Below are 26,001 nucleotides of genomic sequence, written 5' to 3' on the forward strand. Positions count from 1 at the left end.
CCTCGGGTACTACCCGGGACATTGAGTGCGGGCCTATAGCTCAGACGGTTAGAGCGCTTCCCTGATAAGGAAGAGGTCAGAGGTTCAAGTCCTCTTAGGCCCACTCCGGCAGATCGACGTAGGGGGTTCGATGAAGAAGTTGCTACTGCTTCTCGGTATCGCAACCGCAAGCTACGTGGTGTGGCGTCGCATCGACGAAGACCGCGACGAGCGCGATCTCTGGGCCGAGGTCACCGACACGTTCGAGTGATCTTCCGCCGTGGAGGGCTAGTCCCCCACGGCTTGCATTGGGGCGGTAGTCCAACGGTAGAACAGGGCCTTTGCAAGGCTCAGATCGGGGTTCGATTCCCCGTCGCTCCACCACTGAAGAATCCCGGCCGAGCACCCCGACGGGTGCGCAGCCGGAAGAACCCTCCCGTTCGCCGCCACGTGCGCGCTGTCCTGCGCAGGCGGACGATGGGGGGTTTGGCACCGGGTCCGGCACCCACCCCGGTTCGACGTCTCCGGCTGTGCCCCTCTGCCGGGGCAGACGGACAGCCGCCGGCGACGACGTCCGCCAACACGGACCTCGTCGCCGGCGGCTGCCTGTGAGCTAGCCGACCGCTGGGGACTACTAGGAGTCGGTCGCCTTCTCGATGCCTTCCTTGGCCTCGTCCACGGCGTCGGTGACCTCGTCCTTCACATCCTCGGCGGCGTCGCTCACCGCGTCGGTCGCGTCGTCGACCGCCGCGTCGACGGTGTTCGGCGCGGACCGGCGGCGGGTCGCGGCCTTCTTGGTCGCCTCGCGCGCCTCGACCATCCGCTCGGTGACGTCCTCGCGGACCTCGGCAACCTTGTCAGCGGCCTTCTTCGAGGCCTCGCGGCTCTTGGCGACCGTGACGCCCGCAGCTTCACCAACGGCCTCGGCGGCATCGCCGACGACACCCTGCAGGTCGTGCAGGTCGTGGTGGGCGGTCTCGGCGGTGCGGGTCGGCATGCTGGTCGGCTCCCACGGGTCGGCCCACGGGTCGGTGGTCGGCCGGGTGCGACGCCAGGCGACGAGGGCCCCGGCGATCGCGGAGAGGGCGGTGAAGATCCAGAAGATCTTCGCCCCGGTGTGCTTGTTCTTCGGCTTGTTCACCTCGGCCGCGGCGGCGGCCACGATCGCGGGGGCCTCGGCGGCCCGGTCGGCGGCCCGCTCGATGACCGCGCCGGCGCGCTCGGCGGCCTCGTTCACGGCTGTGACCAGGCGCGGCAGCAGCTCGTCGACGAGCTTGTCGTGCGCGCTGTCGATCGCCGGAGCGGCCTTCTCCGCGGCGAGCTCCACCTTGGGTGCGGCGGCCTTGACGCCCTCCTGCCAGGCGTGCTCGATGCGGGGCGCGAGCCAGTCCCTGGTCGCCTCGAGGCGCGGCCCGGACCAGTCCTTCGCCAGGATCGAGGCTTCCTTGGCCTGGACGGCGGCCTCCGTGGCCGCCACCCGGGCGTGGCCGGCCGCGACCTTGGCCTGCTCGGCGAGGTGCGCGGCGGTCTGGCCGGCGTGGCCGTCCTCGGCGAACGAGGCTCCGGCGGCCTTGAGGCGCGCGACGTCGATGCCCTCGATGGTCGAGTTGGCTGAACGGCGGATCCGGTCGAACATGTCCACTCCCCTACGGTTGGCAAGATTTCTAGTAGATGGCCCCACTCTGCCACCCACGACCCTCGGATGCCGGGCCACCCACGCACGGACCGCGGGCGGAACCGCTCGGGAACGCGCTGGTGGTCGACGGGTACCACTGCGATCGGTCGGTCATGGAATAGTGGCCTCATGTTCGCGACTCTGCACACCACTTCCGGTGACATCCGCATCGAGCTCTTCCCGAATCACGCGCCCAAGACGGTGGAGAACTTCACCGGGCTCGCCCAGGGCACCAAGACCTGGACCGATCCCCGCACGGGCGCGGAGAGGAACGATCCGCTGTACGACGGCGTGATCTTCCACCGGGTCATCAAGGGCTTCATGATCCAGGGCGGCGACCCGCTCGGCACGGGCACCGGCGGCCCGGGCTACTCCTTCAACGACGAGATCCACCCCGAGCTCGGCTTCACCGAGCCCTACCTGCTCGCGATGGCCAACTCCGGCCAGCGGCGCGACCCGGTCACCGGCAAGAACGGCGGCACCAACGGGTCGCAGTTCTTCATCTCGGTCGCCCCGACCGCCTGGCTCACCGGCAAGCACACCATCTTCGGCAAGGTGGCCGACGACGCCAGCCGCGCCGTCGTGGACGCGATCGCCTCCGCGACGACCCGCCCCGGCGACCGTCCAGTCGAGGACATCTCCATCACGTCGGTCACGGTCGAGGACTGAGCGCGCTCCGCGCGCCTCGTCTCCTCATTCGCGATGTCGACTGAGTTCACGGCGGGGCCCGCCGCCTCCGAGCAGCCACCGGTCTGCCCGCGCCACCCTGACCGCGTCTCGTACGTGCGCTGTCAGCGGTGCGGGCGACCGGTCTGCCCGGAGTGCCAGCGGCCGGCCGCCGTCGGCGTCCACTGCGTCGACTGCGTGCGCACCGCGGCGCGCGCCATGCCGGCCACCCGGACCGCCCTCGGCGGGCGGGTCCGGGACGGTCGGCCCGTCGTCACGCTGACCATCATCGGGCTGTGCGTGGCGAGCTTCATCGCGCAACAGGTGATCCCCGGCTGGACCACGCGCTGGATCTTCTCCCCCGCGGCGGGCCAGATCGAGCCGATCCGCTTCATCTCGGCGGCCTTCCTGCACTCCAGCAGCATCTTCCACATCGCGTTCAACATGTATGCGCTGTGGCTGGTCGGGCCGTACCTTGAGTCGACGCTGGGCCGGTGGCGGTTCGCTGCCCTGTACCTGCTGTCCGCCGTCGGCGGCTCGGTCGGGGTCCTGCTGTTCGCCTCACCCGTGATCACCCCGACGGACGTCTCGTGGATCTCGGGCGTGGTCGGCGCGTCTGGCGCGGTCTTCGGGCTGTTCGGCGCGATCCTCGTCGTGCTGCGACGCCTCGGGCGCGACGCCCGCCAGATCCTCGTGTTCATCGCGATCAACGGCGTGATCGGCTTCGTGGTGCCCAACATCGCCTGGCAGGCGCACCTCGGTGGCCTGGTCACCGGCGTCGTGCTGGGGGCCGCCTACGCCTACGCGCCGCGCAAGTACCGGCAGGTGGCGGCGGTCTCGGCCACGGTCGGCGTCGCAGTGCTGCTCGTGGTCCTGGCGCTGGCCAAGTACGCGAGCGTCTGACTGCGCCGGGTCGTGGCCGCCTTCACGGGCGGCACGGTTGTCCCCAGGGTTGCTCACACCTGTGGAACTACACCGGTGTAGTTATCCACAGGCGCAAGCGCTCTCTGGGGACGACACGGGGGACAGCGGACGCCGTACGACGGGTCGGTCAGCGCCAGCGCGTCGTGAGGCCGAAGCCGGTGATGATCAGTACGAAGCCGATCGCCAGGTTCCACTGCCCGATCTCGGGCACCGGGAACTTGGACTGCGTGATGTAGGTGATGACGATCCATGCCAGGCCCAGGACCATGAGCGTGAGCATGACCGGGACCAGCCAGACGGGGTTCGTCTGCGGCGCAGCCTTGGCAGGCGGCGGTGTGTACGCGGGCTTCTTCCGCGACTTCGACTCGGGCACGTCGGCTGGCTCCTGTTCTGCGGCGTTCCGGCGGGAACGGCGTTCCGGCGGGAACGAAGATCACCCGCCACTCGTGAACTAGCGTAGTGCCGACATCAACCCGGAGGAGCGCTCGTGACCGACCATGGTCGTCGTCCGACTCTGCGCGCCTACCGGGGCACCGTCTCCGTCGGCTTGGTGCTCGCGCTGGCGGGCCTGCTCTTCACCGCCAACGCCCGCCTGGCCACGGGGGAGAACGAGCGCCACCCGCAGGACCTCGGCGAGCTCGCGAAAGTGGAGGCGTCCCGGGTGAAGACCCTGTCCGGCGAGGTCGACGAGCTGCGCGCGCAGGTCGAAGAGCTCACCGCCGAGCAGGGCGCGTCGGTCGACGTGGGAGACGCCGGCGCCGTCGAGCGACTCAGCGTCGCGGGCGGGCGCACGGCAGTGAGTGGTCCGGGAGTCACGGTCACGCTGACCGATGCCCCGACCGACAGCGCCCGGACCGAGCGGTTCAGCCCCGACGACCTCGTGGTCCACCAGCAGGACCTCCAAGCCGTCGTCAACGCGCTCTGGGCCGGGGGCGCGGAGGCGATGGCGCTGCAGGACCAGCGCGTGATCGCCACGACCGCGTTCCGGTGCGTCGGCAACGTCCTGTCCCTTGGCGGCCGGCTGTACTCCCCGCCGTACGAGGTCCGGGCGATCGGCGACCCCAAGGCACTGCGGGCCGCCCTGTTCGCCTCCGCCGAGATCCAGACCTACCTGGACTACGTCGACCAGGCCGGGCTCGGCTGGTCGTTGAGCACGGAGGACGACCTCGAGCTGCCCGGTTCCGAGGGCAGCACCGAGCTGCGGTTCGCGACCGTGCCTGACGGTACCGAGGTGTTCTGAGGTGACCGGACCCGTCCAGGCCGCGACCGGGAGACGGACCGCGGCACCTCGCTCGGCGGACGGACGCGCCCACCGGCTCGCGACGACCGCGATGGGCGTGGTCGGCGAGCTCATGATCACGCTGGGCGCCCTGCTGCTCGCGTTCGTCGTCTGGCAGCTGTGGTGGACCGATGTCGAGGGCGACCGCGCCCAGGCCGCGATCGTGGACGAGCTCGACTGGGTGCCGGTCCCGACGACGTCGGCCACCCCGGTCGCGCAGCCGCGCACCGACGCCTCGCCGGCCCTGGCGGAGCCCGAGCACGCCGTCACGTTCGCCACCCTGTACGTGCCGCGGTGGGGCGCCGAGTACGTGCGCCCGATCAGCCAGGGCGTCGACCGCGCGGGGGTGCTCGACCCGCTGGGGATCGGCCACTACCCGGGTACGGCGATGCCCGGTGACGTCGGGAACTTCGCCGTCTCCGGCCACCGCACGACGTACGGCAAGCCGTTCAACCTCGTGGCGGACCTGGCTGTGGGGGACCCGCTGGTCGTGCGCACCGCGGACGACTGGTTCGTGTACCGCGTCACGAGCACCGAGATCGTCGGGCCGCGGGACGTGCAGGTGATCGCGCCCGTACCGGGGGATCCGGCCGCCGTGCCGACCGAACGTCTGATCACGCTGACGACCTGCCATCCGATGTACTCGGCGCGCGAGCGGTTCATCGTGCACGGTGTGCTCGACTACTGGCTCGCGGGACAAGACAGCTTCCCGCCCGAGATCACCGGGGGCGCATGATGTACGGGTGGCTCTGGCGGCACCTTCCGGGCCCGGCGTGGGTGCGAGCGACCACCGTGCTGATCGCGGCGTTCGTGGTGCTCACGGTGTGCTTCTTGTGGGTCTTCCCGGCGGTCGCACCGCTCATGCCGTTCAACAACACCACCGTGGGGGGTAGCTCGTGACTCGGATCCTCGTGGTCGACAACTACGACTCGTTCGTCTACACGATCGTCGGCTACCTGAACCAGCTCGGGGCCGAGACGGTCGTGGTGCGCAACGACGCCGTCCCGCCCGCGACCGAGCGGTCCGGCTTCGACGGCGTGCTCGTCTCGCCCGGACCCGGCACCCCGGCCGAGGCCGGCGCGAGCATCCAGGTGATCCGGGACTGCGCGACGTCGGGCACCCCGATGCTCGGCGTGTGCCTGGGCCACCAGGCGCTCGGTGAGGTGTACGGCGGCACGGTGACCCACGCGCCCGAGCTGATGCACGGCAAGACGAGCAGCATCGTGCACGACGGCGTCGGGGTGCTCGCCGGGCTGCCCACCCCGTTCACCGCGACGCGGTACCACTCGCTCGCGGTCGTGACCGGCACCGTGTCGGCCGAGCTCGAGGTGACCGCGCACGTCACGAGCGCGTTCGGCCCGATCATCATGGGGCTGCAGCACCGGAGCCTGCCGCTGTACGGCGTGCAGTTCCACCCCGAGTCCGTGCTGACCGAGGGCGGCCACCGGCTGCTGGCGAACTGGCTCGAGATCTGCGGGAGCACCGGCGCCGTCGAGCGCTCGGTCGGCCTGCACCCCCTCGTCCGCGCCTAGCGGCGCGAGGGGGTCCGCAGACTCGTCAGGAGGGGGCCGCCGCGTTCGGCGCGCCGGCGGCACTTGCGACCGTCAGGGTCACCGTCGAGCCGACCTGGACCGTCGTGCCCTTGTTCGGGTTCGACGACAGGACGGTGCCAGCCGCCTGCTTGTCACTCACGCCGCCTTCGAGGCGCGCAGGCACCAGCCCGAGCCCGAGGAGCTGGGCCTCAGCCTCGGCGTAGGGCTTCCCGACCAGGTCGGTCGGCACGGTCACCGTGGTCGGCGCGACCGCGATGTCCAGGGTCACCGTGGTGCCCTGCTGCAGCAGCCCCGGGCCACGGTCCTGCGACAGCACCGTGTCGGGCGCCGTCCCGGCCACCTCGACCGGGTTGGTGCTCGAGTTCAGCTTGAGCTCGGCGAGCTTCGCCAGCGCGTCGGTCCTGGACATCCCGGCGAGGTCAGGGACGTCCACCTGCCCGGAGGCGACGAAGATGTTGACCGTGGACCCCTTCGCGACGGAGGTCGTCGCCGGGGGATCCGTCTTGGTGACGTCGCCCTCATCGACGGGGACGTTCTCGGTCTGGACGTTGCCGACCTCGAGGCCGGCGGACACGATCGCGCTGCGCGCCTGGTCCTGCGTCTGGCCAGTGACGTCCGGGACCGCGACCTGGTTCGGGCCGGTGGAGACGTAGACCTTGACTTCCGACGCGGGAGCGACCTCTTCGCCGCCCGCAGGGTCGGTGCGGGTCACGAGGTCGGCCGCGATGTCGTCGCTGGGCTCGGTCAGGCGCACGGGGGTGAGCCCGGCCTCGGTGAGCTGCGCGATGGCGGACTCGGCGGTCGCGCTCGTGAGCTCCGGGATCGTGATCAGGTCGCTTGCGGGGTCCTTGTTGTCGCCATTCGTGATCAGCAGGAACGCGATCCCCGCGACGGCCGCGATGGCGATCGCGATCAGCGTCCACAGCAGCCAGCGGCGCTGCGGGGGCTCCTCGTCGCCGTTCGCCACGTGAGTGCCCGGCGGGGTGGCGGCGGTCGGGGACCAGGCACCGGCGGTCGGGACGATCTGGGTCTGGGACGTCATCGGCGGCAGGATCTGGGTCGCCTCGGCGGCGGCCGACTCGACGACGGCGGCGGCCGCCAGCACGCCGATGGCCGGGGCGGACACGTGCCCGCCGCGGATGGCGGCCTCGAGGTCCGCGCGGAACTCCGCGGCGGTGCTGTACCGGGAGTCACGCTCCTTGGCGAGCGCCTTGAGTGTGATCCGGTCGAGCGTCTCGGGCACGTCGGACGCGAACGAGCTCGGCGCGGGCGCCGGTTCGCGGACGTGCTGGTAGGCGACGGCGACCGGGGAGTCACCCGTGAACGGGGGACGGCCCGTGAGCAGCTCGAACAGCAGGCACCCGGTCGAGTACAGGTCGCTGCGGGCGTCGACCTGTTCGCCGCGGGCCTGCTCGGGGGAGAGGTACTGCGCGGTGCCGATGACGGCCTGCGTCTGGGTCATCGTCGCGGCGGAGTCGGCCAGCGCACGAGCGATCCCGAAGTCCATCACCTTGACCGCGCCGGTCGGCGTGAGCATGACGTTGGCGGGCTTGATGTCGCGGTGCACGATGCCCGCGTGGTGGGAGTACCCGAGGGCCGACAGGACGCCGGCGGTGATCTCGACGGCTTCCTCGATCGGCACGGCCTGGCCGTCGCGCAGGATGTCGCGGACGGTGTGTCCCTCGACGTACTCCATCACGATGAACGGCGCGTGCGACACCGTGCCGTTGGCGTCGGTGATGAGATCCTCGCCGGTGTCGTACACGGCGACGATGGACGGGTGGTTGAGGGAGGCCGAAGCCTGCGCCTCGCGCCTGAACCGTGCCTGGAACGACGGGTCGCGGGCCAGGTCGGAGCGCAGGATCTTGATCGCCACGGTCCGTCCGAGGCGGGTGTCGTGACCGATGTGAACCTCGGCCATGCCACCGCGCCCGATGAGATCGCCGACCTCGTAACGGTTCGCGAGGATCCGGGGTGCGTCGTCCGCCACTACGCGTCCTTAGCTGTCGTTGTGTGTGCGCCAGAGGTCAGAGCGACCGGCGCGCTTGAGATCATCCCACCGATTGCCGCAGGTGCTGGCGTTCCGGTGGTCGGGTGCGGGCTCGATGCTGAGGCCGCGGGGGAGGCCGCACCCGGGTCCGACCCCCACAGGCTATCGGCCAGCGCGGCGCCGAGGAGAGCCAGGATCAGCAGCACGAGCGCGACGAAGGGCCAGGTCATTGAGCCGACCCGTCGTCCCGTCGTGGTCGAGGTGCGGGCCGGGACCGCGCCGGTGTCGCGCAGCTCGCGCCGAGGGGGGTACGACGGCGGCGTCCCGGGCGCGGTGGGCGGGACCGCGGTGGGCGGGACCGTCACCGGCGCGATCACCGGCGGTGCCGCGACGGGCGGGAGGGCGGAGGGCTGCGGGGACCCCTGCGAGCGACGCGGCGCACCCGAGGCCGGGAGCTCGGCGAACAGCTCGTCGAACGCCCGCGCGAGCGCACCGCCCGAGCGCGGCCGGTCCGCGGGCTCCTTCGAGAGCAGCCGCATCACCAGATCCGCCAGGCGCGGCTCGATCGAGGCCGGGAGCGGCGGCACGGGGGTGTTGACGTGCGCGACGGCGATGTCGACCGCCGTCGGCCCGGTGAACGGCCGGTGCCCGACGAGCGCCTCGTAGGCGACGATCCCGAGCGAGTACAGGTCGGAGGCGGAGGTCGCCGGCCGGCCCACGGCCTGCTCGGGGGACAGGTACTGGGCGGTGCCCATGACCATCCCGGTGGCCGTCAGCGGCGCCTGGTTCACCGCGCGCGAGACCCCGAAGTCGGTGATCTTCACGTCGCCGTCGGGCCCGAGCAGGATGTTGCCGGGCTTGACGTCACGGTGCACCACCCCGGCCGCGTGCGCCGCGTGGAGCGCACGCGCCGTCTGGGCGAGGATCGGCAGCAGCCGGGCGGTCGGTACCACCGGCTGGCGGTCGAGCAGGTCGCTCATCGGTTCGCCGACGACGAGCTCGATCACGAGGAAGGCGGACCCGTCCTGCTCGCCGTAGTCGTACAGCGCCGCGATGTTCGGGTGCGACAACGACGCGGAGTTGCGGGCCTCCGTGCGGAACCGCTCGAGGAAGCCGGCGTCGCCCGCGAACTCGTCGCGCAGCACCTTGACGGCCACGTCGCGGGCGAGCGACAGGTCGTGCCCGGCCCACACCTCACCCATGCCGCCGACGGCGATCTGGCGCTCGAGGCGGTAGCGCTCGCCGAGCGCGAGGCCCTGGACCGGCTTCATCGGGCGAGCACCGCCTCGATGACGGCCCGCGCGATCGGTGCCGCGACCCGGCCGCCGGTCGCCTCGTTGCCGAGGCTGCCGCCGTTCTCGACGACGACCGCGACGGCCACCCGCGGGGCGTCGGCGGGCGCGAACGCGGTGAACCAGGCGTGCGGGGCGGCCTCCGCGGTGGTCTGCGCGGTCCCGGTCTTGCCCGCGACCTGGACCCCCGAGATCTGGGCGCTCTTGCCGGTGCCGTTCGCGACGACGTCGATCATCATGTCGCGCAGCGCGGTGGCGGTGGCCGCCGAGACGGGCCGGCCCAGCTCCGTCGGCGAGGCCTCGTCGATGACGTCCAGGTCCGGGTTGCGCACGGTCTGGACGAGGTAGGGCTTCATCTGGGTGCCACCGTTGGCGATCGCGGCGGAGACGAGCGCCATCTGCAGCGGGGTCGCGCGGACCTCGTACTGGCCGATGGCGGACAGCGCCGTCTGCGGGACGTCCGGGTCGGCCGGGAAGCGGCTGACCGCCACCGTCATCGGGACCTGCAGCTCGGCGTCGAACCCGAACGCCTCGGCCTGGGCGCGCAGGGCGTCGTCACCGAGGTCCATCCCCAGCTGGGCGAACGCGGTGTTGCAGGAGATCCGCAACGCCTCGGCGAGCGAGACGGTCTCACCCGGTCCGCACACCTCGCCCCCGAAGTTCGAGATGGTCGCGGTCGACCCGGGCAGCGCGAGGGTCTGCGGGGCGGCCAGCTGGGTGTCGGGAGTCATCCCGGCCTCGAGGGCGGCGGCCGCGTCGACGAGCTTGAACGTCGAACCGGGCGGGTAGGTCTCCTCGATGGTCCGGTTGATCAGCGGGTTGGTCGGGTCGTCGGCGAGCAGCCGGTAGGCGTCGTTGACGGCCGGAGTCGAGTGCCCCGCGAGGATGTTCGGGTCGTAGGACGGCCGGGAGACCATCGCCAGGATGGCCCCCGTGGTCGGGTCCAGCGCGACGACGGCGCCCTTCTGGTCGCCGAGCGCGTCCCAGGCGGCCTGCTGCACGGCCGGGTCGATCGTCAGCTCGACCGAGGAGCCCTGCGGCTGGCGACCGGTGAACAGGTCCTGGACCCGGGACAGGAACAACGAGTCGGCGGTGCCGGTCAGCACGTCGTTCTCGGCCCGCTCGATCCCGGTGCGCCCGTAGACGACCGAGTAGAAGCCGGTCACCGGCGCGAACAGGGGGCCGTTCGCGTACGCGCGCTGGTACTTGAACGCGTCGTCGACCGCCGTGGAAGACGCGACGGGTTCGCCGGCGATGACGATCGGGCCCCGCGAGTTGTCGAACTCGCGGTACAGGGTCCGCACGTTGCGCGGGTCGGCGTTGAGCGTCGACGCCTGCACGAACTGGGTCCAGGTCGCGGCCGCCATGAGGGCGACGAACATGGCGATGACGACGACGGAGAGCCGGCGCAGGGGCGTGTTCATTCGCGCACCTCGCCCAGGCCGGTGAGCATCTGCGTGTCCTGACGGTCGGCCGCCGTCGGCGGCGGGGCGACGAACCCGGTGACCAGCGGGGCCGGTCGGCGCGCGCTGTCGGAGATCCGCAGCAGCAGCGCCACGATCACCCAGTTGGCGAGCAGGGAGGAGCCGCCGTAGGCCATGAAGGGCATGGTCAGGCCGGTCAGGGGGATCAGCCGGGTGACCCCGCCGACGACGACGAAGCACTGGAACGCGACCACGAACGCGAGCCCGCCGGCGAGCAGCTTGCCGAAGCCGTCGCGGACGCCGATCGCGGTCCGCAGGCCACGCTCGGCGAGCACCAGGTAGGCCACCAGGATGGCGAGCAGGCCGGTGAGGCCGAGCTCCTCGCCGAGCGACGCGACGATGAAGTCCGACTCGGCGTAGGGCACCAGGTCGGGCCGGCCCTCGCCCCAGCCCGTGCCGAAGAGCCCGCCGTTGGCCATCCCGTACAGGCCGCGCACGAGCTGGCCGGACCCGCCCGGGGACTGGTTGAACACGTCGTTGTCGAACGCGTTCAGCCAGGCGTCGAACCGGGCGCCGACGTGCGAGAACGTCTGGGCCGCCAGGGCCGCGCCCCCGAGGAACAGGAGCATGCCGAGGAAGATCCAGCTCTTGCGCTCGGTCGCGAGGTAGAGCATCGCGACGAACAGGCCGAAGAACAGCAGCGACGTGCCGAGGTCCCGCTCGAGCACGAGCACGGCGAGCGAGGCCGCCCACACCACGATGATCGGGCCGAGGTCGCGCACGCGAGGGAACTGCATCCCGAGCACCTTGGAGCCCGCCAGCGCGAGGGTGTCCCGGTTGGTCACCAGGTACCCCGCGAAGAAGATCGCCAGCGCGATCTTGGCGAACTCGGCCGGTTGCAGCGACTGACCGCCCAGGCGGACCCAGATCCGCGCACCGTTGATCGTGGTGCCCAGACCCGGCACGAGCGGCAGCAGGACGAGGCCGAGGCCGACCACCATCGCGGTGTACGTGTAGCGCCGCAACGTCCGGTGGTCGCGCAGCGCGACCAGCACGACGGCGGCCAGGATCATCCCGATCGCGGTCCAGCCGAGCTGGCGGGTCGCGAACGTCGTCGGGTGCTCCCAGTCGACGGTCGACAGGTCGATCCGGTAGATCATCGCGAGCCCGATGCCGTTCAGGGCGACGGCGACCGGGAGGATCACCTGGTCCGCGTACGGCGCGCGCAGGCGCAGCACGAGGTGCATGCCGACCCCGAGGGCGACCATCCCGGCGCTGTAGCCGTAGATGTTCGCCGGCAGGGCGCCGGTCATGTTCAGCCCGACGAGCGCGTAGGCCGCCACCCCGAGACCGAGCGCGAGGACGAGCAGCCCCAGCTCGACGCCCCGGCCGGGGCGAACGCGATGGGGGGTGACCGTCGCCATCAGGCGGTGACCGCCGGGGCCGGCACGACGGCGGCCGGCGGGGTGGTCGGCGTCGTGGTCGGGGTCGGCGTCGGATCGGCGCTCGTGGAGTCCTCGGTCAGCCGGGTGACGCGGGCCTGGGCGTCGGCCAACGAGGTGGCCGGGATCGTCTGCTCGAGGCGCGTGCGCACGTACCCGGGCAGATCCTCGGCGGTCAGGTCGGAGCGTTCGACGACCTCGGACAGCGCGAGCGGGCCGAGGGTCTGCGGGATGCCGCGGTAGATCGCGACGTCGCCGTCGGCCACCCCCACGTAGTACTGCGTCTGGGTCCACCGGTAGGCGGACACCCCGACGGCGGCCACGGCGACGAGCAGCACGAGCACGGTCGCGACCATCGCCACGCGTCGTCGGCGCCGATGGCGACGGGCGTCGTCGTCCAGCGCGTCGTCCTCGGCGGCGGTCGTCTCGTCCGACTGCGCGGGCACGGTCTGGGTGAGGCTCGCGGCCCGCGCCGCGGGCCCGTCCGCGGCGGCGCTCGGGCGGTGGCGCGAGGTGGCCGCGGAGCCCACGATGGCCGACGTCGTCCCGGGTGCGGCGCCGTCCGGCAGGGCGTCCAGGTTGACGACGTCGGCGACGATCACGGTGATGTTGTCCGGTCCGCCGGCCCGCAGCGCGAGCTGGACGAGCCGGTCCGCGCACTCGTCGACGTCGCGGAAGTCCCGCAGGGAGTCGCCGAGCGTGTCGGCGCTGACGACGCCCGACAGCCCGTCCGAGCACAGCAGCCAGCGGTCGCCGGCGCGCGCCTCGCGCACCGACAGGTCGGGCACGATCTCCATGTCGAAGTCGCCGAGCACGCGCATGACCACCGAGCGCTGCGGGTGGTGCTCGGCCTCTTCGGCGGTGATCTTGCCGGTGTTGACCAGGTACTGGACGAACGTGTGGTCGGTGGTGACCTGGGTCATCTCGCCGTCGCGCAGCAGGTACGCCCGCGAGTCGCCGATGTGGGCCATCGCGAGCTTGCTGCCGGCCCGGAGCAGCGCCGTGACGGTCGTGCCGAGGCCCGCCAGCGCGGGGTCCTGGTTCGCGCGGGCGAGCAGCTCGTCCTGCGCGGCGTGCAGGGCGCGGTCGAGCTGTTCGAGCGCGTCGTCGGGACCGTGGGCCTCGTCGTCGAGCGGGGCGAGGGTCGCGACGGCGAGGGACGAGGCGACGTCGCCGCCCGCGTGCCCGCCCATCCCGTCAGCGACGACGAGCAGGTGCGGCCCGGCGTACGCGGAGTCTTGGTTGTTGGCGCGCACGAGTCCGACGTCGGAACGGGCGGCATACCGCAGGGCGATGGTCACAGTGAGTTTCCGGCCTTACCTCTGCAGCTCGACGACGCTCTGGCCGATGCGCACGTGCGCGCCCGGGGGGATCGGGGTGGGGCGCTCGACCTTGGTGGTGTCGAGGAAGGTGCCGTTGGTCGAACCGAGGTCCTCGACGAACCACCCGGTGCCCTGCGGGAAGATCCGTGCGTGCCGCGACGACGAGTAGTCGTCGTCGAGCACGAGCGTGCACGACGGCGCCCGGCCGATGAGGATCGCGGAGGTCGTCAGCGGCAGGGTGGTGCCGCGCAGCGGTCCCTCGGTCACCACCAGGCGGGTCGGTGCCGCGTCCCGGCGGGCCGGCGTCGGCGGTGCGAGGGCCGCGGTGCCGCCGGCCGGGGTCGGGGTCCTGCCCTTTTTCGCGGGCCCGCCGCGTGCGGTGATCTTGGTGCCGTACAGGTCCCGACGCAGCACGCCGATCGTCGACAGGACGAAGACCCACAGCAGGACGAGGTAGCCCAGCCGGAGCAGGGTGATGGCGAGCTCACTCATGTGGCCGCGTCACTGGTCGTCCTCGGCCGAATCGTCCTGTCCGGTCCAGAACATGATCCGGGTCCGCCCGATGGTCAGGGTGTTCCCGTCCAGCAGGGTCGCGGCGGGCACCTGGTGGCCCTCGACGAACAACCCGTTGGTCGAGCCCAGGTCGGAGGCGACGACGCCGTCGCGCGTGACGCGGATCTCGAGGTGGCGCCGCGAGATGCCCGGGTCGTCGACGATGATGTCGGCCTCGGAGCCGCGGCCGATGACGGTGACCGGGCCGGTGAGCAGGTAGCGCTGGCCGTCGATGTCGACGAGCGGGTGCCGGGCGCTGGGCGTCGCGGCGGCGGTCGCCGGGGCGACGGCGCCGCGGACGGTCGCGCTGCGCACCCGGAACCGGCCGGTCTCGAGGTCGTCGTGCTCGATGAACGTCACGGTCACCGGGCCGACGAACGCGTAGCGCTGCGTCGAGGCGTGCTCGGTGACGTTGGCCGCGAGCTCGTCGGCGAGCGGTTCAGCCCCCCAGCCGATGACCTGCTCGTGGTCGGACGGGGAGAGCTCGATCGTGAAGCTGTTGGGGACGACGGTGCGGTCGCGGTCGACGACGGCGGCCCGGTCGTCCACCTCGCGGCGGAGCGCGCTCGCGAGCTCGACGGGTTTGACCTCGCTGCGGAACGCCTTGGCGAAGGCGGTGTTGACCACCCGTTCAACGCCCTGCTCGAATCTGTCGAGGATGCCCATGACCACCTCCTTGCGTGCTCGTCGTGCGACGGTCGACCGGATCTCGGGCAGGACGGCATGGCGCCGAGCGTGCCCGTTCTTCCCTGATCGTAACGATCGGAAGACGGGGTTGATGCTGTTCGCCGCGGACGGCGCAGCGTGGCGTGCGTCGTCGGACCCCCGACCAGGCCCTTCGCCGGGGTGGATGCGGGCTCCCAACCTGCCGGCGTGTTAATGTTCTCCGGCGCGCGCGAGTGGCGGAATGGCAGACGCGCTGGCTTCAGGTGCCAGTGTCCGAAAGGGCGTGGGGGTTCAAGTCCCCCCTCGCGCACCAGTGCTGGGGATGTCACCCAGAGAACGAAGGGCTGGGAACCGACAGGTTCCCGGCCCTTCGTCCGTCCGGGCAGAACGGCCCCCGCCGTCGATGTGCATCCGATCCACTCCCGCGAGTGCGCCACGTGAATAGACTCCGCCCCCAACGAAGGGACGTATCTCGTGAGCAGCGTTCAAGAGTCACCGCCGACGGACAGTCGGCTCGGCCTCCGGGCGAGCACAGACGCCGACCGTGACTGGCTCTCCGTCTTGCATGAGCAGGCGCACCGCGACCTCGTCGAAAGGGCCTACGGGCCGTGGATTGCCGCACAACAGCGCGAGTTCTTCGCAGCACTCGTCGACGAGCACACAGTCTTCGTGCTGACTCATGACAGTGAACCTGTCGGGGCCGTGTACCTGGGTGAGCGCGACGGTGACCTCTGGCTGGAGCTGCTCGAAATCTCCCCCGCTCACCAAGGGCGGGGGTTCGGGACATTCGCGCTGGATTGGATCGACCAGGCTGCCTGTGAGCAAGGCCGGGGCATCCGGCTGCAGGTCCATCTGCTCAACGAGGCCGCGCACCGCCTCTACCTCAAGCAGGGCTTCACCGCCACGGGCGAAACCCCCACCCATCACCACCTGCGAAAGCACGCCTGACGAGGCCAGCCGGGCAAGGTCAGTCGACGAGGATCAGCGTGACGCTGGTGGTCGCCCTGACTGTCCCCGCGGGGTTGCCGACGACGGCCGGCGTGAATGACTGAGAGGTAAGACGGGTGCTGAAGTCCAACTGGTGCGGGTCGTCGCCCGGGTAGACCGCGCTGAACGGCGGGTTCGCCGGCTCCTCCCCGACCAGGTGCGCTCCATCACTTCGGGCAATTTCGTCGTTCAGCTGGGCATAGGCGATGAAAGGGGCCGCGAGAAGGGCCCCGACGACGGCGACCGCCACGGCGACGCCGGTGAAGGCAAGGCCCTTGTGCCGGGTACGACGCAGCGGCGGGACCGCGGAGGCGATGAGTGCGGCCCCTGCAAGAGGTATCGCACCGATGAGTCCGGCCAGCGGGAGCATCGCGCAGACCGCGGCGAGCGCCATCAGGACAGCGGGGGTCGTCACGCGTCCGAACCATCGGTAGGCGCCCGCGACACCGAACATGGCCGCCACGGCCAGGCCGAACAGCGCCCACTCATCGTGGGATGCGGGCTCGCTGCCCATCCACCCGGAGAACGCGAGGATCACTCCGGTGACCACGACGGCACCCGTCGCTGCGACCGTGGACACGGCCAGGAGCAGCAGCAGCCACACCGGCGCCGGCTCGTGCTGGTTCACGGTGTCGCCCCCGACCTCGCAGTGGTGCGTGCGCGAGCGCCGCGCGCGTACATCTGGCCGACCCTAGTTGCCGTCCCTCGCCCTGACCGCAGTTTCGCGTCGAGCGATCCGGCGTAAAATCCGGACGGATAGGTCCCAGTGGTCGGGCAGATCCGAGTCGTAGGACGGTGCCGTCTTCCGTCAGCTGCCCGGAGCCGAGTCAGGGGGTTCCGTGACCGACGTCCATGAGCTGCTGGCCCGAGACGTCCTCGAGGTCCTCGGGCATGCGGTCATCGCGACGGACATGACCGGGACCGTGGTGCTCTGGAACGATGCCGCCGAGGCGCTGTACGGCTGGTCGTCTGCGGAGGCGGTGGGACGACCGATCTCTGAGCTGACCGTGCCCGAGCCGATGCAGGACCTGGCTGCCGAGATCATGGCGGACCTGGCCGCTGGCCGCGCCTGGTCAGGCGTCTTCACCGTGCGACGCAAGGACGGCAGCACCTTCACGGCGCTCGTCACCGACACCGCGCTTCGTGACGCCGACGGGCAGCTGGTCGCCGTCGTCGGGGTGTCCCTGAACTTCGCCCAGGTAGTTCGACCGTTCGTCAGTCGCACCCGCGAGGCCGTGATCAGCACCGACCGGGCCGGCATCGTGCGGTTGGCGAGCCCGGCGATCGTCACGCTGCTGGGCTGGCGGGAGGAACAGCTCGTCGGCGAGTCCTGGTGGGACTACGTCCATCCCGACGACCGCGACGCGGCCCGCGCCGCGCACGCCGCCGTCGCGGCCACCAAGGACCAGATGCCACCTGCGGAGGCGCGGGTCCGCTGCTCAGACGATTCGTGGCTGTGGGTGGACTCGTCGGCGACGAACATGCTCGCGGAGCCGATCGTGCGGGGAGTCATGCTCACGTTGCGGGACGTGAGCGATCGCCACGCGATGCTCGAAGAGCTGGCTGCGCGGGCCGCGCGCGATTCCCTGACCGGCCTGGTGAACCGCGCCGCCTTCATGGATCGGCTCACCACCCTGCTGACCCGGCGCGCCCACTGCGGCGTCATGCTCTTCCTCGACCTGGACGACTTCAAGTCGGTGAACGACCAGTACGGTCACGTCGCAGGCGACGCGGTGCTCCGCGCGGTCGCCGAGCGCCTGGTCCGGTCGGCTCGGCCCGAGGACGCGTGTGCGCGCCTCGGCGGCGACGAGTTCGCGGTGCTCGCCGAGAACATCTCTCGGCCCGAGGATGCCGACGCCTTCGTGCGACGGATCAGCGCCGCCCTGTCCGAACCGGTGACGGTCGGGACCGCGGCGATCCGGCCGCGGGCGAGCATCGGGTTCGCACTCCTCGGCGAGAACCGCAGTGCCGACCAGGTGATGCAGCTCGCGGACGAGGCGATGTACCGACAGAAGTGACCGCCGGCCCGGCCGCGCACGACCGTCAGTCGTCGGATCCGTGTCCGTCCGAACCGTGGTCGTCGTCGACGTCGTGCGTGGCGGAGTCGTCGGGACCGGAGTCGTCGCTCGGGTCCGAGTCATCGCTGCCGCTGTGGTCGTCGGCCCGGTCGCCGCCGTGGTCGTCGCCGACGTCGTGCGTGGCCGGGTCGTCGGAGACACCTTCGGGCCGCAAGCCGCCGTGGTCGTCGCCGACGTCGTGGCTGGTCGGGTCGTCGGACCCGCCGGTCACGGTGACGACGTCCTCGAGGACGACGTCGTCGGCCCCCTGACCGCCGGAGCTGCGGTCATCGGAACCGAGGTCGTCGAGGTTGTCGAGCGCCACGGTCGGGCCGGACGACGGAGTGGCGGACGGGCTCGAGGACGGGCGCGAGCCGGAGGTCGGCGTCCCGGTCGACTCGGCCCCGTTCGCCGCGACGGCGAGAACGGCGCCGGTGAGCAGCGTGGCGGTGGCGAGGGTGAGGGTTGAACGGCGGTTCCACTTCATGGTGGCTCCTGGGGGTTGAGTCCTCGGCGCGGCCTTCGCGTCGAGACCACAGTCGCGCCGAGTGGATCAACGGCAAGGGAAGCGCCGGCTAAGACTCGGCTAAGACCCGTTCCGTGACGGTGTGGTCGGCGGTGGGGCTTTTGGCCCTTCACCCGCCGTCTCGCCCGGCAGCACGATGGCCGCGACGGGCTGATCGCGGGGGGCGGGTGGTCGGTCCGCATGGCGTGGAAGGCGGCCAAGCGATGTCGGAGTACTTCCGGGCGATCGCCACCGACCTGGACGGGACCCTGACCCACAACGGGGTGCTCAGCCAGGACGCGATGACGGCGTTGGACGAGCTACGGGCCGAGGGCGTCGCCGCTCTGCTGGTCACCGGCCGGGTCGGGGATCAGCTCGACGAGCACTTTCCTGGTCTGCGACGACGCTTCGACTCGGTCGTGACCGAGAACGGTGCGGTGGTGGCGACCCGCGCGGGCACGCAGCTGTTGGCGCCCCCGGTCGAGCTTGAGCTTGAGCTCGCGATCGCGGAACGCGGCGTTCCGTACAAGCGCGGGCGGGTGCTGCTCGCCTGCGCGGGCAGGTACTCGACCACCGTGGCCGAGGAGGTCGCCCGGCTCGGTCTCGACTGCCAGCTCGTGCACAACCGGGCCGAGCTCATGGTGCTGCCGGCGGGGGTGTCGAAGGGGCGCGGCCTGTTCGTCGCCCTCGGCGGGTTGGGCATCTCGCACCACAACACCGTCGCGGTCGGCGATGCGGAGAACGACCTGTCGTTGCTGCGGACCGCCGAGGTCGGGGTCGCCGTCGAAGACGCCGTCCCGTCGCTGCGCGATCATGCGGACATCCATCTTGACGTCCCCTCGGGTGCCGCCGTGGCGGCCCTCGCCCGCGGGCCGCTCTTCCGGGGGCAGCAACGGCTGTGCCCCCCGCGGCACTGGGTGCGCGTGGGCGCGTTCGCGGACGGCACCCCCGCCCTGCTGCCCGGTTCGCAGGCGACGGTCCTGGTCACCGGCGACAGCGGGACCGGCAAGAGCTACCTGGCCGGGCTGCTGGTCGAGCGGTGGACGGAGGCCGGCTACACCGTGCTGGTGATCGACCCGGAGGGGGACCACAGCGGGCTGCCCGCCCTGCCCGGCGTCATGCGGGTCGACGCCCGCCTCCACCTGCCCAGCCCGGCGGAGCTCATCGGCCTGCTCCGCCAGCGGTTCTCCAGCGTCGTGCTCGACCTCACCGCCCTGAGCGACCGCGCGAAGACCGACTACGTGCGCCAGCTGCCGGCCCTGATCGAGGCCGAGCGGCGCGCGCACGGGGTGCCGCACTGGGTCGTCGTCGACGAGGCGCACCTGTCCACCGAGCTCGGCACGTCCAGCTCGGCGGCGCCGCTGCTGCAGGCGCTGGGGCGCGGGCTGTGCCTGATCACCTATCGCCCGGAGCTGCTGTCCGATCACCTGCGGCTCTCGGTGGACCTCACCGTCAGCGTCCTGGGCCCGCCGCAGGACACCCCGCGCGGCGTCGGGCTCGGCCGCGCGGTGCTGACCGACACGACCGGGTCGCGGAAGTTCACCGTCGAGCCGCGGCGGACCGAGCACGTGCGCCACCTGCGCAAGTACACCGATGCCCAGCTGCCGGAGGGGCGGCGGTTCTTCTTCCGGTCGGCCGCCGCGCCGCCGGCGGGCAACCTCGCCGACTTCGAGCGCGCCCTGAACCGGGTGCCGCACGAGACGCTCAACTTCCACGCGGCGCGGGGCGACTTCTCGCGCTGGATCGCCAGCGCGCTGCAGGACGCCACCCTGGCCGACGTCGTCGCCGGGGTCGAGCGGGAGCTCGTCGCGCGGAACGCCTCCTCGGTGGAGCGAGCCCGCAACGCGCTCCGCGAAGCGGTGAGCGCGCGCTACGGCACCGCTCACGCAGGCGCCGACGATCCTGCCGACGATCCGGCCGGCGAACTCGCCGCCGATCCCGCCGCCGAACCCGTCAGTGATCCCCCGGCTCGCGATCGAGCCGCCGAGCAGGTCTCGGCCGACTGATTCCGGGCGTTCCCGCGGGAACGCCGCCCGTCGGGAACGCCGCCCGTCAGGCGGGCGTGCTCACCCGGGTGGCCCCGGCGAGCGCGCTGGCCAGCCCGGCGGTGTCGAGCCGCGGACCGTACCCGGGGGTGTTGGGCTGGATCCGCCAGCCCTCCGCGAGCGGCCCGGCGTCGTCGACGTCGTACCCGAGCGTGTCGATGAAGCCGCGCACCTGCTGCTTGGCCTCGGCGTCGTCCCCGGCGATGGCGAGCGCGCGGCGCCCCGCGGTGCCGGGCGGTGTCCCGTGCGAACCGAGGTCCGCCGAGGTGATGTGGTTGAACGCCTTGACGACCTTGGAGGTGGGCAGGTGCGCCTGCAGCAGCTCGGCCGACGTCGTGATCTCGGAGTCGAGCTCGGGGATCTGCCCGTCGCGCTGCGGGTAGTAGTTGTTGGTGTCGATGACGACCTTGCCGGCCAGCGGCTCCACCGGCACGTCCCGGTAGTTGCGCAGCGGGATCGTCACGATCGCGACGTCGCCGGCGGTGGCGGCCTCGAGGGCCGTCCCGGCACGGGCGCTGTCGCCGAGCTCCGCGACCAGGTCGACAAGGGTCTCCGGTCCCCGCGAGTTGCTCACGACCACCTCGTACCCGGCCGCGACTGCGAGGCGGGCGAGGGTGCCGCCGATGTGTCCTGCTCCGATGATTCCGATCGTGGTCATGAAAAGCGACAACCCCGTCGGGCGCTCAGGTGTTCCCCGGGAAGCCCGCTCGGTCCGTGCCGTTTCGACGCCCGTCTCGACAGGTCCGGCGCGGGTCAGCCGCGCGGTGCGTGCCGCTCGAGGAAGGTGAACACCTCGGTCTGGTCCACCCCCGGGAAGGCGCCCGTGGGCAGCGCCGCGAGCAGGCTCGCGTGCGGGCGGGCGCTCGGCCACGAGTTGCCGGCCCACCGCTGCGCGAGCTCGGACGGGGCGCGGCGGCAGCAGTCCGGGTCGGGGCAGAACGACACCGCCCGCTCGGTCGTCTCGCGGCCCAGGAACCAGCGCACGGAGGCGAACGGCACCCCGACGCTCACCGAGAACTCGCCCTCGTCGGAGCCGTGCACGCGGGACGTGCACCAGTACGTGCCGGTCGGGGTGTCGGTGTACTGGTAGTACGGGCTGAACCGGTCCGGGATCGAGAACACGACCCGCGCGGTCCAGTGCCGGCAGACGGGCTGACCCTCCATCGACCCGAGCGGGTCGGTCGGGAACCGGACGCCGTCGTTCTCGTACGCCTTGTGCAGCGTGCCGCTCTCGTGCGCCTTCATGAAGTGCACCGGGATGTCGAGGTGCCGGGTCGCGAGGTTGGTGAACCGGTGCGCCGCGGTCTCGTAGGGCACCGCGTAGGCGTCGCGCAGATCCTCGACCGACAGCCGGCGCTCGGACTTGGCCGCCCGGAGCAGCGCGACCGCGCTGTGTTCGGGCACCATCAGGGCCGCGGCGAGGTAGTTGTTCTCGACCCGCTGGCGCAGGAAGTCCCCGTACCCGCGCGGCTCGGTGTGCCCGAGCACGTGGCTCGCCACCGCCTGCAGCAGCGCCGAGCGGGGGTCGCTGGTGGCGGTGAGCGCATGCGGCAGGTAGATCCGGCCGTTCTCGAGGTCGGTGACCGACCGGGTCGAGTGCGGCAGGTCGTGCACGTAGTGCAGTGCGAACCCGAGGTGGGCGGCGATGTCGGCCGTGCCGCGCTGGGACAGCGGGCCGCCCGGGTGGTCGATGGCGGTCAGCAGGGTGGTGGCGTGCGCCTCGAGCTCGGGGAAGTAGTTGTCCTGCGCGCGCATCGTCGCCCGCAGCTCGGAGTTGGCCCGCCGGGCCTCCTCGGGGGTCGCCGCGTTCTCGGTGAGCAGGCGCTGGACCTCGGCCTGCAGGCCGAGGATCGTCTCGAGCGCATCGGTCGGCAACGACTTGCCGACCTTGACGGCGGGCAGCTTGAGTGCCGCGAACAGCGGCCCGCGCTGCGCGCGCTCGAGCTCGATCTCGAGCGCGACGCGCCGGCTCGGGGCCTCCCCGGCGAGCAGCTCGGCGAGCGGGACACCCAGCGCCGCGGCGACCGCGTGCAACTGGGAGAGCTTGGGCTCACGGTGCCCGTTCTCCAGCATCGAGACCTGGGAGGCCGCCCGCCCGACGGCGGTTCCGAGCTCGTCGAGCGTCATCCCGGCGGCCGTGCGCAGGTGCCGGATGCGGCGACCGAGCAGCAGGGTGTCGATCTCGCCGTCGGGCGTCGGGTTCGTGGCCATGCTCCACCTTGCCCCACGAAGGACCCGGTGCGGATGTTTCTGGTCGCAGAAGAATCGCAGTTCTTCTGCCGAAGTTCATGGGCAAGAACCCTTGACCTTCCACCAATGTGGTCCCACCAGGACGAACGCGAACCCAATGGAGGATCATCGTGAGCACCATCCAGACCGGCGACGAGCAGCAGACCGCAGCCGAGCTCAGCGAGCAGTGGGCCACCGACCCGCGCTGGGCCGGGGTGCGCCGCGACTACTCCGCGGCCGACGTCGTCGCGCTGCGCGGCTCGGTCCGGGAGGAGCACACCCTCGCCCGCCGCGGCGCCGAGCGGCTCTGGTCGCTGCTGCAGACCGAGGAGTGGGTGCCCGCGCTCGGTGCCCTCACCGGCAACCAGGCCGTGCAGCAGGTCCGGGCGGGCCTCAAGGCGATCTACCTGTCCGGCTGGCAGGTCGCCGCCGACGCCAACCTGTCCGGCCAGACCTACCCGGACCAGAGCCTGTACCCGGCCAACTCGGTGCCCGCCGTCGTGCGCCGGATCAACAACGCCCTGCTGCGCGCCGACCAGATCGAGTGCAGCGAGGCCGGCGGCGAGCCGGTCCGCGAGTGGTTCGCGCCGATCGTCGCCGACGCCGAGGCCGGCTTCGGCGGCCCGCTCAACGCCTACGAGCTGATGAGCTCGATGATCGCGGCCGGCGCGGCCGGCGTGCACTGGGAGGACCAGCTGGCCTCCGAGAAGAAGTGCGGCCACCTCGGCGGGAAGGTGCTCGTGCCGACCTCGGTGCACGTGCGGACCCTCAACGCGGCGCGCCTCGCGGCCGACGTCGCCGGGGTGCCCACGATCGTCATCGCCCGCACGGACGCGCTCGGCGCGGACCTGATGACGAGCGACATCGACCCCCGCGACGCCGAGTTCCTCACCGGCGAGCGCACCCCCGAGGGCTACTTCCGGGTGCGCCCGGGCCTGGACGCCGTCGTCGCCCGCGCCTCGGCCTACGCCGAGTACGCGGACCTCATCTGGGTGGAGACCGGCGAGCCGGACCTCGAGCTGGCCCGGGAGTTCGCCGAGCGGCTGCACGCGAAGTTCCCCGGCAAGATGCTCGCGTACAACTGCTCGCCGTCGTTCAACTGGAAGGCGGCGCTGGACGACGACGCCATCGCGCGCTTCCAGAAGGAGCTCGCGTCCTACGGCTACGCGTTCCAGTTCATCACCCTGGCCGGGTTCCACGCGCTCAACCACTCCATGTTCACGCTCGCCCAGGGCTACGCCGAGCGCGGCATGAGCGCGTACGTCGAGCTGCAGGAGGCCGAGTTCGCGTCCGAGGCCGGCGGGTACACCGCCACGCGCCACCAGCGCGAGGTCGGCACCGGCTACTTCGACAAGGTCGCCACGGCGCTCAACCCGACCAGCAGCACCCTGGCACTGGCGGGCTCCACCGAGACCGCCCAGTTCACGCACTGACCCGACCCACACCACCTGCTTGCGAGCGGAGATCGTCATGTCACCGACAGCCCAGACCCTCACCCCGTCCCACACCGCTGAGCGCCTCGAGATCACCGGCCCCGTCGTGGTCGGGACGGCGCAGATCCTCACGCCGGAGGCGCTCGCCTTCGTCGCCGAGCTGCACACCCGGTTCCTGGGCCGCCGGCACGACCTCCTGCTCGCACGGCAGCGGCGCCGGGCGCGCTTCGCCAACGGGGCCGACCCCGACTTCCTGGTCGAGACCGAGCCCATCCGGGCCGATCCGACGTGGCAGGTCGCCGGGGCCGGACCCGGGCTCGAGGACCGTCGGGTGGAGATCACCGGCCCGACGGACCGCAAGATGACCGTCAACGCGCTGAACTCCGGCGCGCAGGTCTGGCTCGCGGACCTGGAGGACGCCACCTCCCCCACCTGGGAGAACGTCATCGGCGGCCAGCTCAACCTGGTCGACGCGCTGCGCGGGCGGATCGACTTCACCGCGGACGGCAAGGAGTACCGGCTCCGCGGCGGCGTGTCCGAGCTCCCGACGATCGTCATGCGGCCGCGGGGTTGGCACCTGGCCGAGAAGCACCTGCGGTTCACCGACCGCGCGGGCCAGCGGACGGCGGCGTCGGCCAGCCTGGTCGACTTCGGGCTGTACGCGTTCCACAACGCCCAGCACCTGATCGACTCCGGCCGGGGGCCGTACTTCTACCTGGCCAAGCTCGAGGGCCACCTCGAGGCGCGGCTGTGGAACGACATCTTCCTGTTCACCCAGGAGTACCTCGGCATCCGCCGGGGCACGATCCGCGCGACCGTCCTGATCGAGACGATCACGGCGGCGTTCGAGATGGAGGAGATCCTCTACGAGCTGCGCGAGCACTGCGCGGGGCTCAACGCGGGGCGGTGGGACTACATCTTCAGCATCATCAAGAACTTCCGCACCCGCGGGTCGCGGTTCGTCCTGCCGGACCGCGCCGAGGTGACCATGACGGTGCCGTTCATGCGGGCGTACACCGAGCTGCTGGTGGCGACCTGCCACCGCCGCGGCGCGCACGCGATCGGCGGGATGGCGGCGTTCATCCCCAACCGGCGCGACCCGGAGGTCACCGAGGTGGCCCTGGCCAAGGTCCGTGCGGACAAGGAGCGGGAGGCGAACGCCGGCTTCGACGGCTCGTGGGTCGCGCACCCGGACCTGATCGGGGTGGCCCGCGAGGTGTTCGACGGCGTGCTCGGCGACCGGCCCAACCAGGTCGACCGCCTGCGCGACGACGTCCACGTCACCGCCGCGGAGCTGCTGGACTTCGCCTCCGCTGGCGGGCACGTGACCGACGCGGGGCTGCGCGGCAACGTGCAGATCGCCGTCCGCTACATCGAGTCGTGGCTGCGGGGCGTGGGTGCCGCGGCGATCGACAACCTCATGGAGGACGCCGCGACGGCCGAGATCTCGCGTTCGCAGATCTGGCAGTGGATCCACCAGGGCACGGTCACCGCCGAGGGCACCCGGATCACGCACGACGTCGTCGAGCAGATCCTCACCGAGGTGATGGCGGGGCTGCCGCGCACCGCCGGCGACCGGTTCGACGACGCCGAGAAGGTGTTCCGCGACGTGGCGCTCGCGGAGGCGTTCCCGACGTTCCTCACGATCACCGCCTACACGCGGTTCTTGGTGCACACCTCCGGCCCGCGGGACCGGGCCGCCTGAGGCGACACCAGGCCGGTTCGGTCGGGCGCGACGCAGGGGGCGCGCCCGACCGACAAGCCGACGGCAGAAAAGCCTTGGCGGGGCGCAGATCCGGACGTACCGTTCTTCCATCGAGGAAGGAGGTGGTCCAAAGGTGAGAACTTTTAGGACGCGAGAGGTGACTGTCCGCTAGTCGCCGCGCCTGTTGATGCAGACGCACCGGACGGACTGCTGATCCGTTCTCAGGCCGCGCGCGGCCTGCGAATCCCTGGCAGTCACCGCAGCCCGTGGGAGTCG

The 26,001-nt window shown here is 71.7% G+C and carries 25 protein-coding genes and 3 tRNA genes; 15 read left to right on the plus strand and 13 right to left on the minus strand.

Annotation, left to right across the window (positions count from 1 at the left end; all coding sequences use genetic code 11):
* Nucleotides 1–29 precede the first annotated feature (29 nt).
* From EUA98_RS06195 to EUA98_RS06200, 3 genes are all read left to right on the plus strand, one after another.
* A tRNA-Ile gene (locus EUA98_RS06195) sits at nucleotides 30–103 on the plus strand.
* Between the two features lie 27 nt (nucleotides 104–130).
* Entirely contained in the window at nucleotides 131–250 is a 120-nt protein-coding gene (locus EUA98_RS20225; RefSeq protein ID WP_242511310.1) for a DLW-39 family protein, read from the plus strand.
* 39 nt (nucleotides 251–289) lie between these two features.
* Nucleotides 290–363, plus strand: a tRNA-Ala gene (locus EUA98_RS06200).
* Between the two features lie 250 nt (nucleotides 364–613).
* On the opposite strand, the gene EUA98_RS06205 is transcribed toward EUA98_RS06200, so the two are convergent.
* The gene (locus EUA98_RS06205; RefSeq protein WP_130101804.1) at nucleotides 614–1,615 is read right to left on the minus strand and encodes a hypothetical protein; all 1,002 of its coding nucleotides are present in this window, start codon (nucleotides 1,613–1,615) and stop codon (nucleotides 614–616) included.
* Between the two features lie 168 nt (nucleotides 1,616–1,783).
* Between EUA98_RS06205 and EUA98_RS06210 the strand changes: the two genes are divergently transcribed.
* Together EUA98_RS06210 and EUA98_RS06215 are read left to right on the plus strand one after the other, a co-directional pair.
* On the plus strand, nucleotides 1,784–2,323 hold the full coding sequence (locus tag EUA98_RS06210) for a peptidylprolyl isomerase (RefSeq protein ID WP_130101805.1): 540 nt from the start codon (nucleotides 1,784–1,786) through the stop codon (nucleotides 2,321–2,323).
* A gap of 33 nt (nucleotides 2,324–2,356) precedes the next feature.
* A complete protein-coding gene (locus EUA98_RS06215; protein ID WP_130101806.1) occupies nucleotides 2,357–3,223 on the plus strand; it encodes a rhomboid family intramembrane serine protease in 867 nt (288 codons plus the stop codon).
* Between the two features lie 148 nt (nucleotides 3,224–3,371).
* On the opposite strand, the gene EUA98_RS06220 is transcribed toward EUA98_RS06215, so the two are convergent.
* Complete coding sequence (locus tag EUA98_RS06220) at nucleotides 3,372–3,617, minus strand: cell division protein CrgA (RefSeq protein ID WP_130101807.1); 246 nt, start codon at nucleotides 3,615–3,617, stop codon at nucleotides 3,372–3,374.
* A 114-nt stretch (nucleotides 3,618–3,731) separates the two neighbouring features.
* On the opposite strand from EUA98_RS06220, the gene EUA98_RS06225 reads away from it, so the two are divergent.
* The 4 genes from EUA98_RS06225 to EUA98_RS06235 are packed head-to-tail and all read left to right on the plus strand — an operon-like array spanning nucleotide 3,732 to nucleotide 6,055.
* On the plus strand, nucleotides 3,732–4,484 hold the full coding sequence (locus EUA98_RS06225; protein WP_130101808.1) for a DUF881 domain-containing protein: 753 nt from the start codon (nucleotides 3,732–3,734) through the stop codon (nucleotides 4,482–4,484).
* 1 nt (nucleotide 4,485) lies between these two features.
* A complete protein-coding gene (locus tag EUA98_RS06230) occupies nucleotides 4,486–5,259 on the plus strand; it encodes a class E sortase (RefSeq protein ID WP_350339485.1) in 774 nt (257 codons plus the stop codon).
* A complete protein-coding gene (locus EUA98_RS19690) occupies nucleotides 5,256–5,423 on the plus strand; it encodes a hypothetical protein (RefSeq protein ID WP_165372736.1) in 168 nt (55 codons plus the stop codon). The genes EUA98_RS06230 and EUA98_RS19690 overlap by 4 nt, the downstream gene beginning before the upstream one ends.
* Complete coding sequence (locus tag EUA98_RS06235) at nucleotides 5,420–6,055, plus strand: aminodeoxychorismate/anthranilate synthase component II (RefSeq protein ID WP_130101809.1); 636 nt, start codon at nucleotides 5,420–5,422, stop codon at nucleotides 6,053–6,055. Before EUA98_RS19690 ends, EUA98_RS06235 begins: the two co-directional genes overlap by 4 nt.
* Before the next feature lie 25 nt (nucleotides 6,056–6,080).
* On the opposite strand, the gene pknB is transcribed toward EUA98_RS06235, so the two are convergent.
* Genes pknB through EUA98_RS06270 form a run of 7 tightly spaced genes read right to left on the minus strand, consistent with a single transcriptional unit; the run spans nucleotide 6,081 to nucleotide 14,764 of the window.
* Nucleotides 6,081–8,066 (minus strand): Stk1 family PASTA domain-containing Ser/Thr kinase, encoded by a 1,986-nt coding sequence (gene pknB, locus EUA98_RS06240; protein ID WP_130101810.1) that lies wholly within the window; start codon nucleotides 8,064–8,066, stop codon nucleotides 6,081–6,083.
* The gene (locus EUA98_RS06245) at nucleotides 8,066–9,337 is read right to left on the minus strand and encodes a serine/threonine-protein kinase (protein ID WP_130101811.1); all 1,272 of its coding nucleotides are present in this window, start codon (nucleotides 9,335–9,337) and stop codon (nucleotides 8,066–8,068) included. Before EUA98_RS06245 ends, pknB begins: the two co-directional genes overlap by 1 nt.
* Nucleotides 9,334–10,782, minus strand: coding sequence for a peptidoglycan D,D-transpeptidase FtsI family protein (locus EUA98_RS06250; RefSeq protein WP_130101812.1), 1,449 nt, complete (start codon nucleotides 10,780–10,782; stop codon nucleotides 9,334–9,336). Before EUA98_RS06250 ends, EUA98_RS06245 begins: the two co-directional genes overlap by 4 nt.
* Nucleotides 10,779–12,206 (minus strand): FtsW/RodA/SpoVE family cell cycle protein, encoded by a 1,428-nt coding sequence (locus EUA98_RS06255; RefSeq protein WP_130101813.1) that lies wholly within the window; start codon nucleotides 12,204–12,206, stop codon nucleotides 10,779–10,781. The genes EUA98_RS06250 and EUA98_RS06255 overlap by 4 nt, the downstream gene beginning before the upstream one ends.
* Entirely contained in the window at nucleotides 12,206–13,525 is a 1,320-nt protein-coding gene (locus EUA98_RS06260) for a Stp1/IreP family PP2C-type Ser/Thr phosphatase (RefSeq protein WP_130101814.1), read from the minus strand. The genes EUA98_RS06255 and EUA98_RS06260 overlap by 1 nt, the downstream gene beginning before the upstream one ends.
* A gap of 15 nt (nucleotides 13,526–13,540) precedes the next feature.
* Nucleotides 13,541–14,038: an FHA domain-containing protein FhaB/FipA gene (locus EUA98_RS06265; RefSeq protein ID WP_130101815.1), complete on the minus strand. Its 498-nt coding sequence runs from the start codon at nucleotides 14,036–14,038 to the stop codon at nucleotides 13,541–13,543.
* A 9-nt stretch (nucleotides 14,039–14,047) separates the two neighbouring features.
* A complete protein-coding gene (locus tag EUA98_RS06270; protein WP_130101816.1) occupies nucleotides 14,048–14,764 on the minus strand; it encodes an FHA domain-containing protein in 717 nt (238 codons plus the stop codon).
* A 227-nt stretch (nucleotides 14,765–14,991) separates the two neighbouring features.
* Here EUA98_RS06270 and EUA98_RS06275 point away from each other — a divergent pair.
* Together EUA98_RS06275 and EUA98_RS06280 are read left to right on the plus strand one after the other, a co-directional pair.
* Nucleotides 14,992–15,077: transfer RNA gene (locus EUA98_RS06275), tRNA-Leu, on the plus strand.
* Nucleotides 15,078–15,238: 161 nt separating this feature from the next.
* Nucleotides 15,239–15,712: a GNAT family N-acetyltransferase gene (locus tag EUA98_RS06280; protein ID WP_165372738.1), complete on the plus strand. Its 474-nt coding sequence runs from the start codon at nucleotides 15,239–15,241 to the stop codon at nucleotides 15,710–15,712.
* Nucleotides 15,713–15,731: 19 nt separating this feature from the next.
* Here the strand turns inward: EUA98_RS06280 and EUA98_RS06285 are convergent, their stop codons facing one another.
* The gene (locus tag EUA98_RS06285; RefSeq protein WP_130101818.1) at nucleotides 15,732–16,379 is read right to left on the minus strand and encodes a hypothetical protein; all 648 of its coding nucleotides are present in this window, start codon (nucleotides 16,377–16,379) and stop codon (nucleotides 15,732–15,734) included.
* 211 nt (nucleotides 16,380–16,590) lie between these two features.
* On the opposite strand from EUA98_RS06285, the gene EUA98_RS06290 reads away from it, so the two are divergent.
* On the plus strand, nucleotides 16,591–17,769 hold the full coding sequence (locus tag EUA98_RS06290) for a sensor domain-containing diguanylate cyclase (RefSeq protein ID WP_130101819.1): 1,179 nt from the start codon (nucleotides 16,591–16,593) through the stop codon (nucleotides 17,767–17,769).
* 25 nt (nucleotides 17,770–17,794) lie between these two features.
* On the opposite strand, the gene EUA98_RS06295 is transcribed toward EUA98_RS06290, so the two are convergent.
* Nucleotides 17,795–18,295 (minus strand): hypothetical protein, encoded by a 501-nt coding sequence (locus EUA98_RS06295; protein ID WP_130101820.1) that lies wholly within the window; start codon nucleotides 18,293–18,295, stop codon nucleotides 17,795–17,797.
* 242 nt (nucleotides 18,296–18,537) lie between these two features.
* Between EUA98_RS06295 and EUA98_RS06300 the strand changes: the two genes are divergently transcribed.
* Nucleotides 18,538–20,319 (plus strand): HAD hydrolase family protein, encoded by a 1,782-nt coding sequence (locus EUA98_RS06300; protein ID WP_130101821.1) that lies wholly within the window; start codon nucleotides 18,538–18,540, stop codon nucleotides 20,317–20,319.
* 46 nt (nucleotides 20,320–20,365) lie between these two features.
* Here EUA98_RS06300 and EUA98_RS06305 read toward each other — a convergent pair whose 3' ends face one another.
* Both EUA98_RS06305 and EUA98_RS06310 read right to left on the minus strand, forming a co-directional pair.
* Nucleotides 20,366–21,229 carry an NADPH-dependent F420 reductase gene (locus EUA98_RS06305; RefSeq protein WP_434063483.1) on the minus strand — a complete coding sequence of 288 codons (864 nt, stop codon included), beginning with the start codon at nucleotides 21,227–21,229 and terminating at the stop codon, nucleotides 20,366–20,368.
* Entirely contained in the window at nucleotides 21,112–22,569 is a 1,458-nt protein-coding gene (locus EUA98_RS06310; protein WP_130101823.1) for a helix-turn-helix domain-containing protein, read from the minus strand. The genes EUA98_RS06305 and EUA98_RS06310 overlap by 118 nt, the downstream gene beginning before the upstream one ends.
* A gap of 149 nt (nucleotides 22,570–22,718) precedes the next feature.
* Here EUA98_RS06310 and aceA point away from each other — a divergent pair, with 149 nt between their 5' ends.
* On the plus strand, nucleotides 22,719–24,020 hold the full coding sequence (aceA, locus tag EUA98_RS06315) for an isocitrate lyase (protein ID WP_130101824.1): 1,302 nt from the start codon (nucleotides 22,719–22,721) through the stop codon (nucleotides 24,018–24,020).
* Nucleotides 24,021–24,057: 37 nt separating this feature from the next.
* On the plus strand, nucleotides 24,058–25,725 hold the full coding sequence (gene aceB / locus EUA98_RS06320; protein WP_130101825.1) for a malate synthase A: 1,668 nt from the start codon (nucleotides 24,058–24,060) through the stop codon (nucleotides 25,723–25,725).
* Nucleotides 25,726–26,001 lie beyond the last annotated feature (276 nt).

Source organism: Pengzhenrongella frigida (assembly GCF_004168625.1).
GTDB lineage: Bacteria > Actinomycetota > Actinomycetes > Actinomycetales > Cellulomonadaceae > Pengzhenrongella > Pengzhenrongella frigida.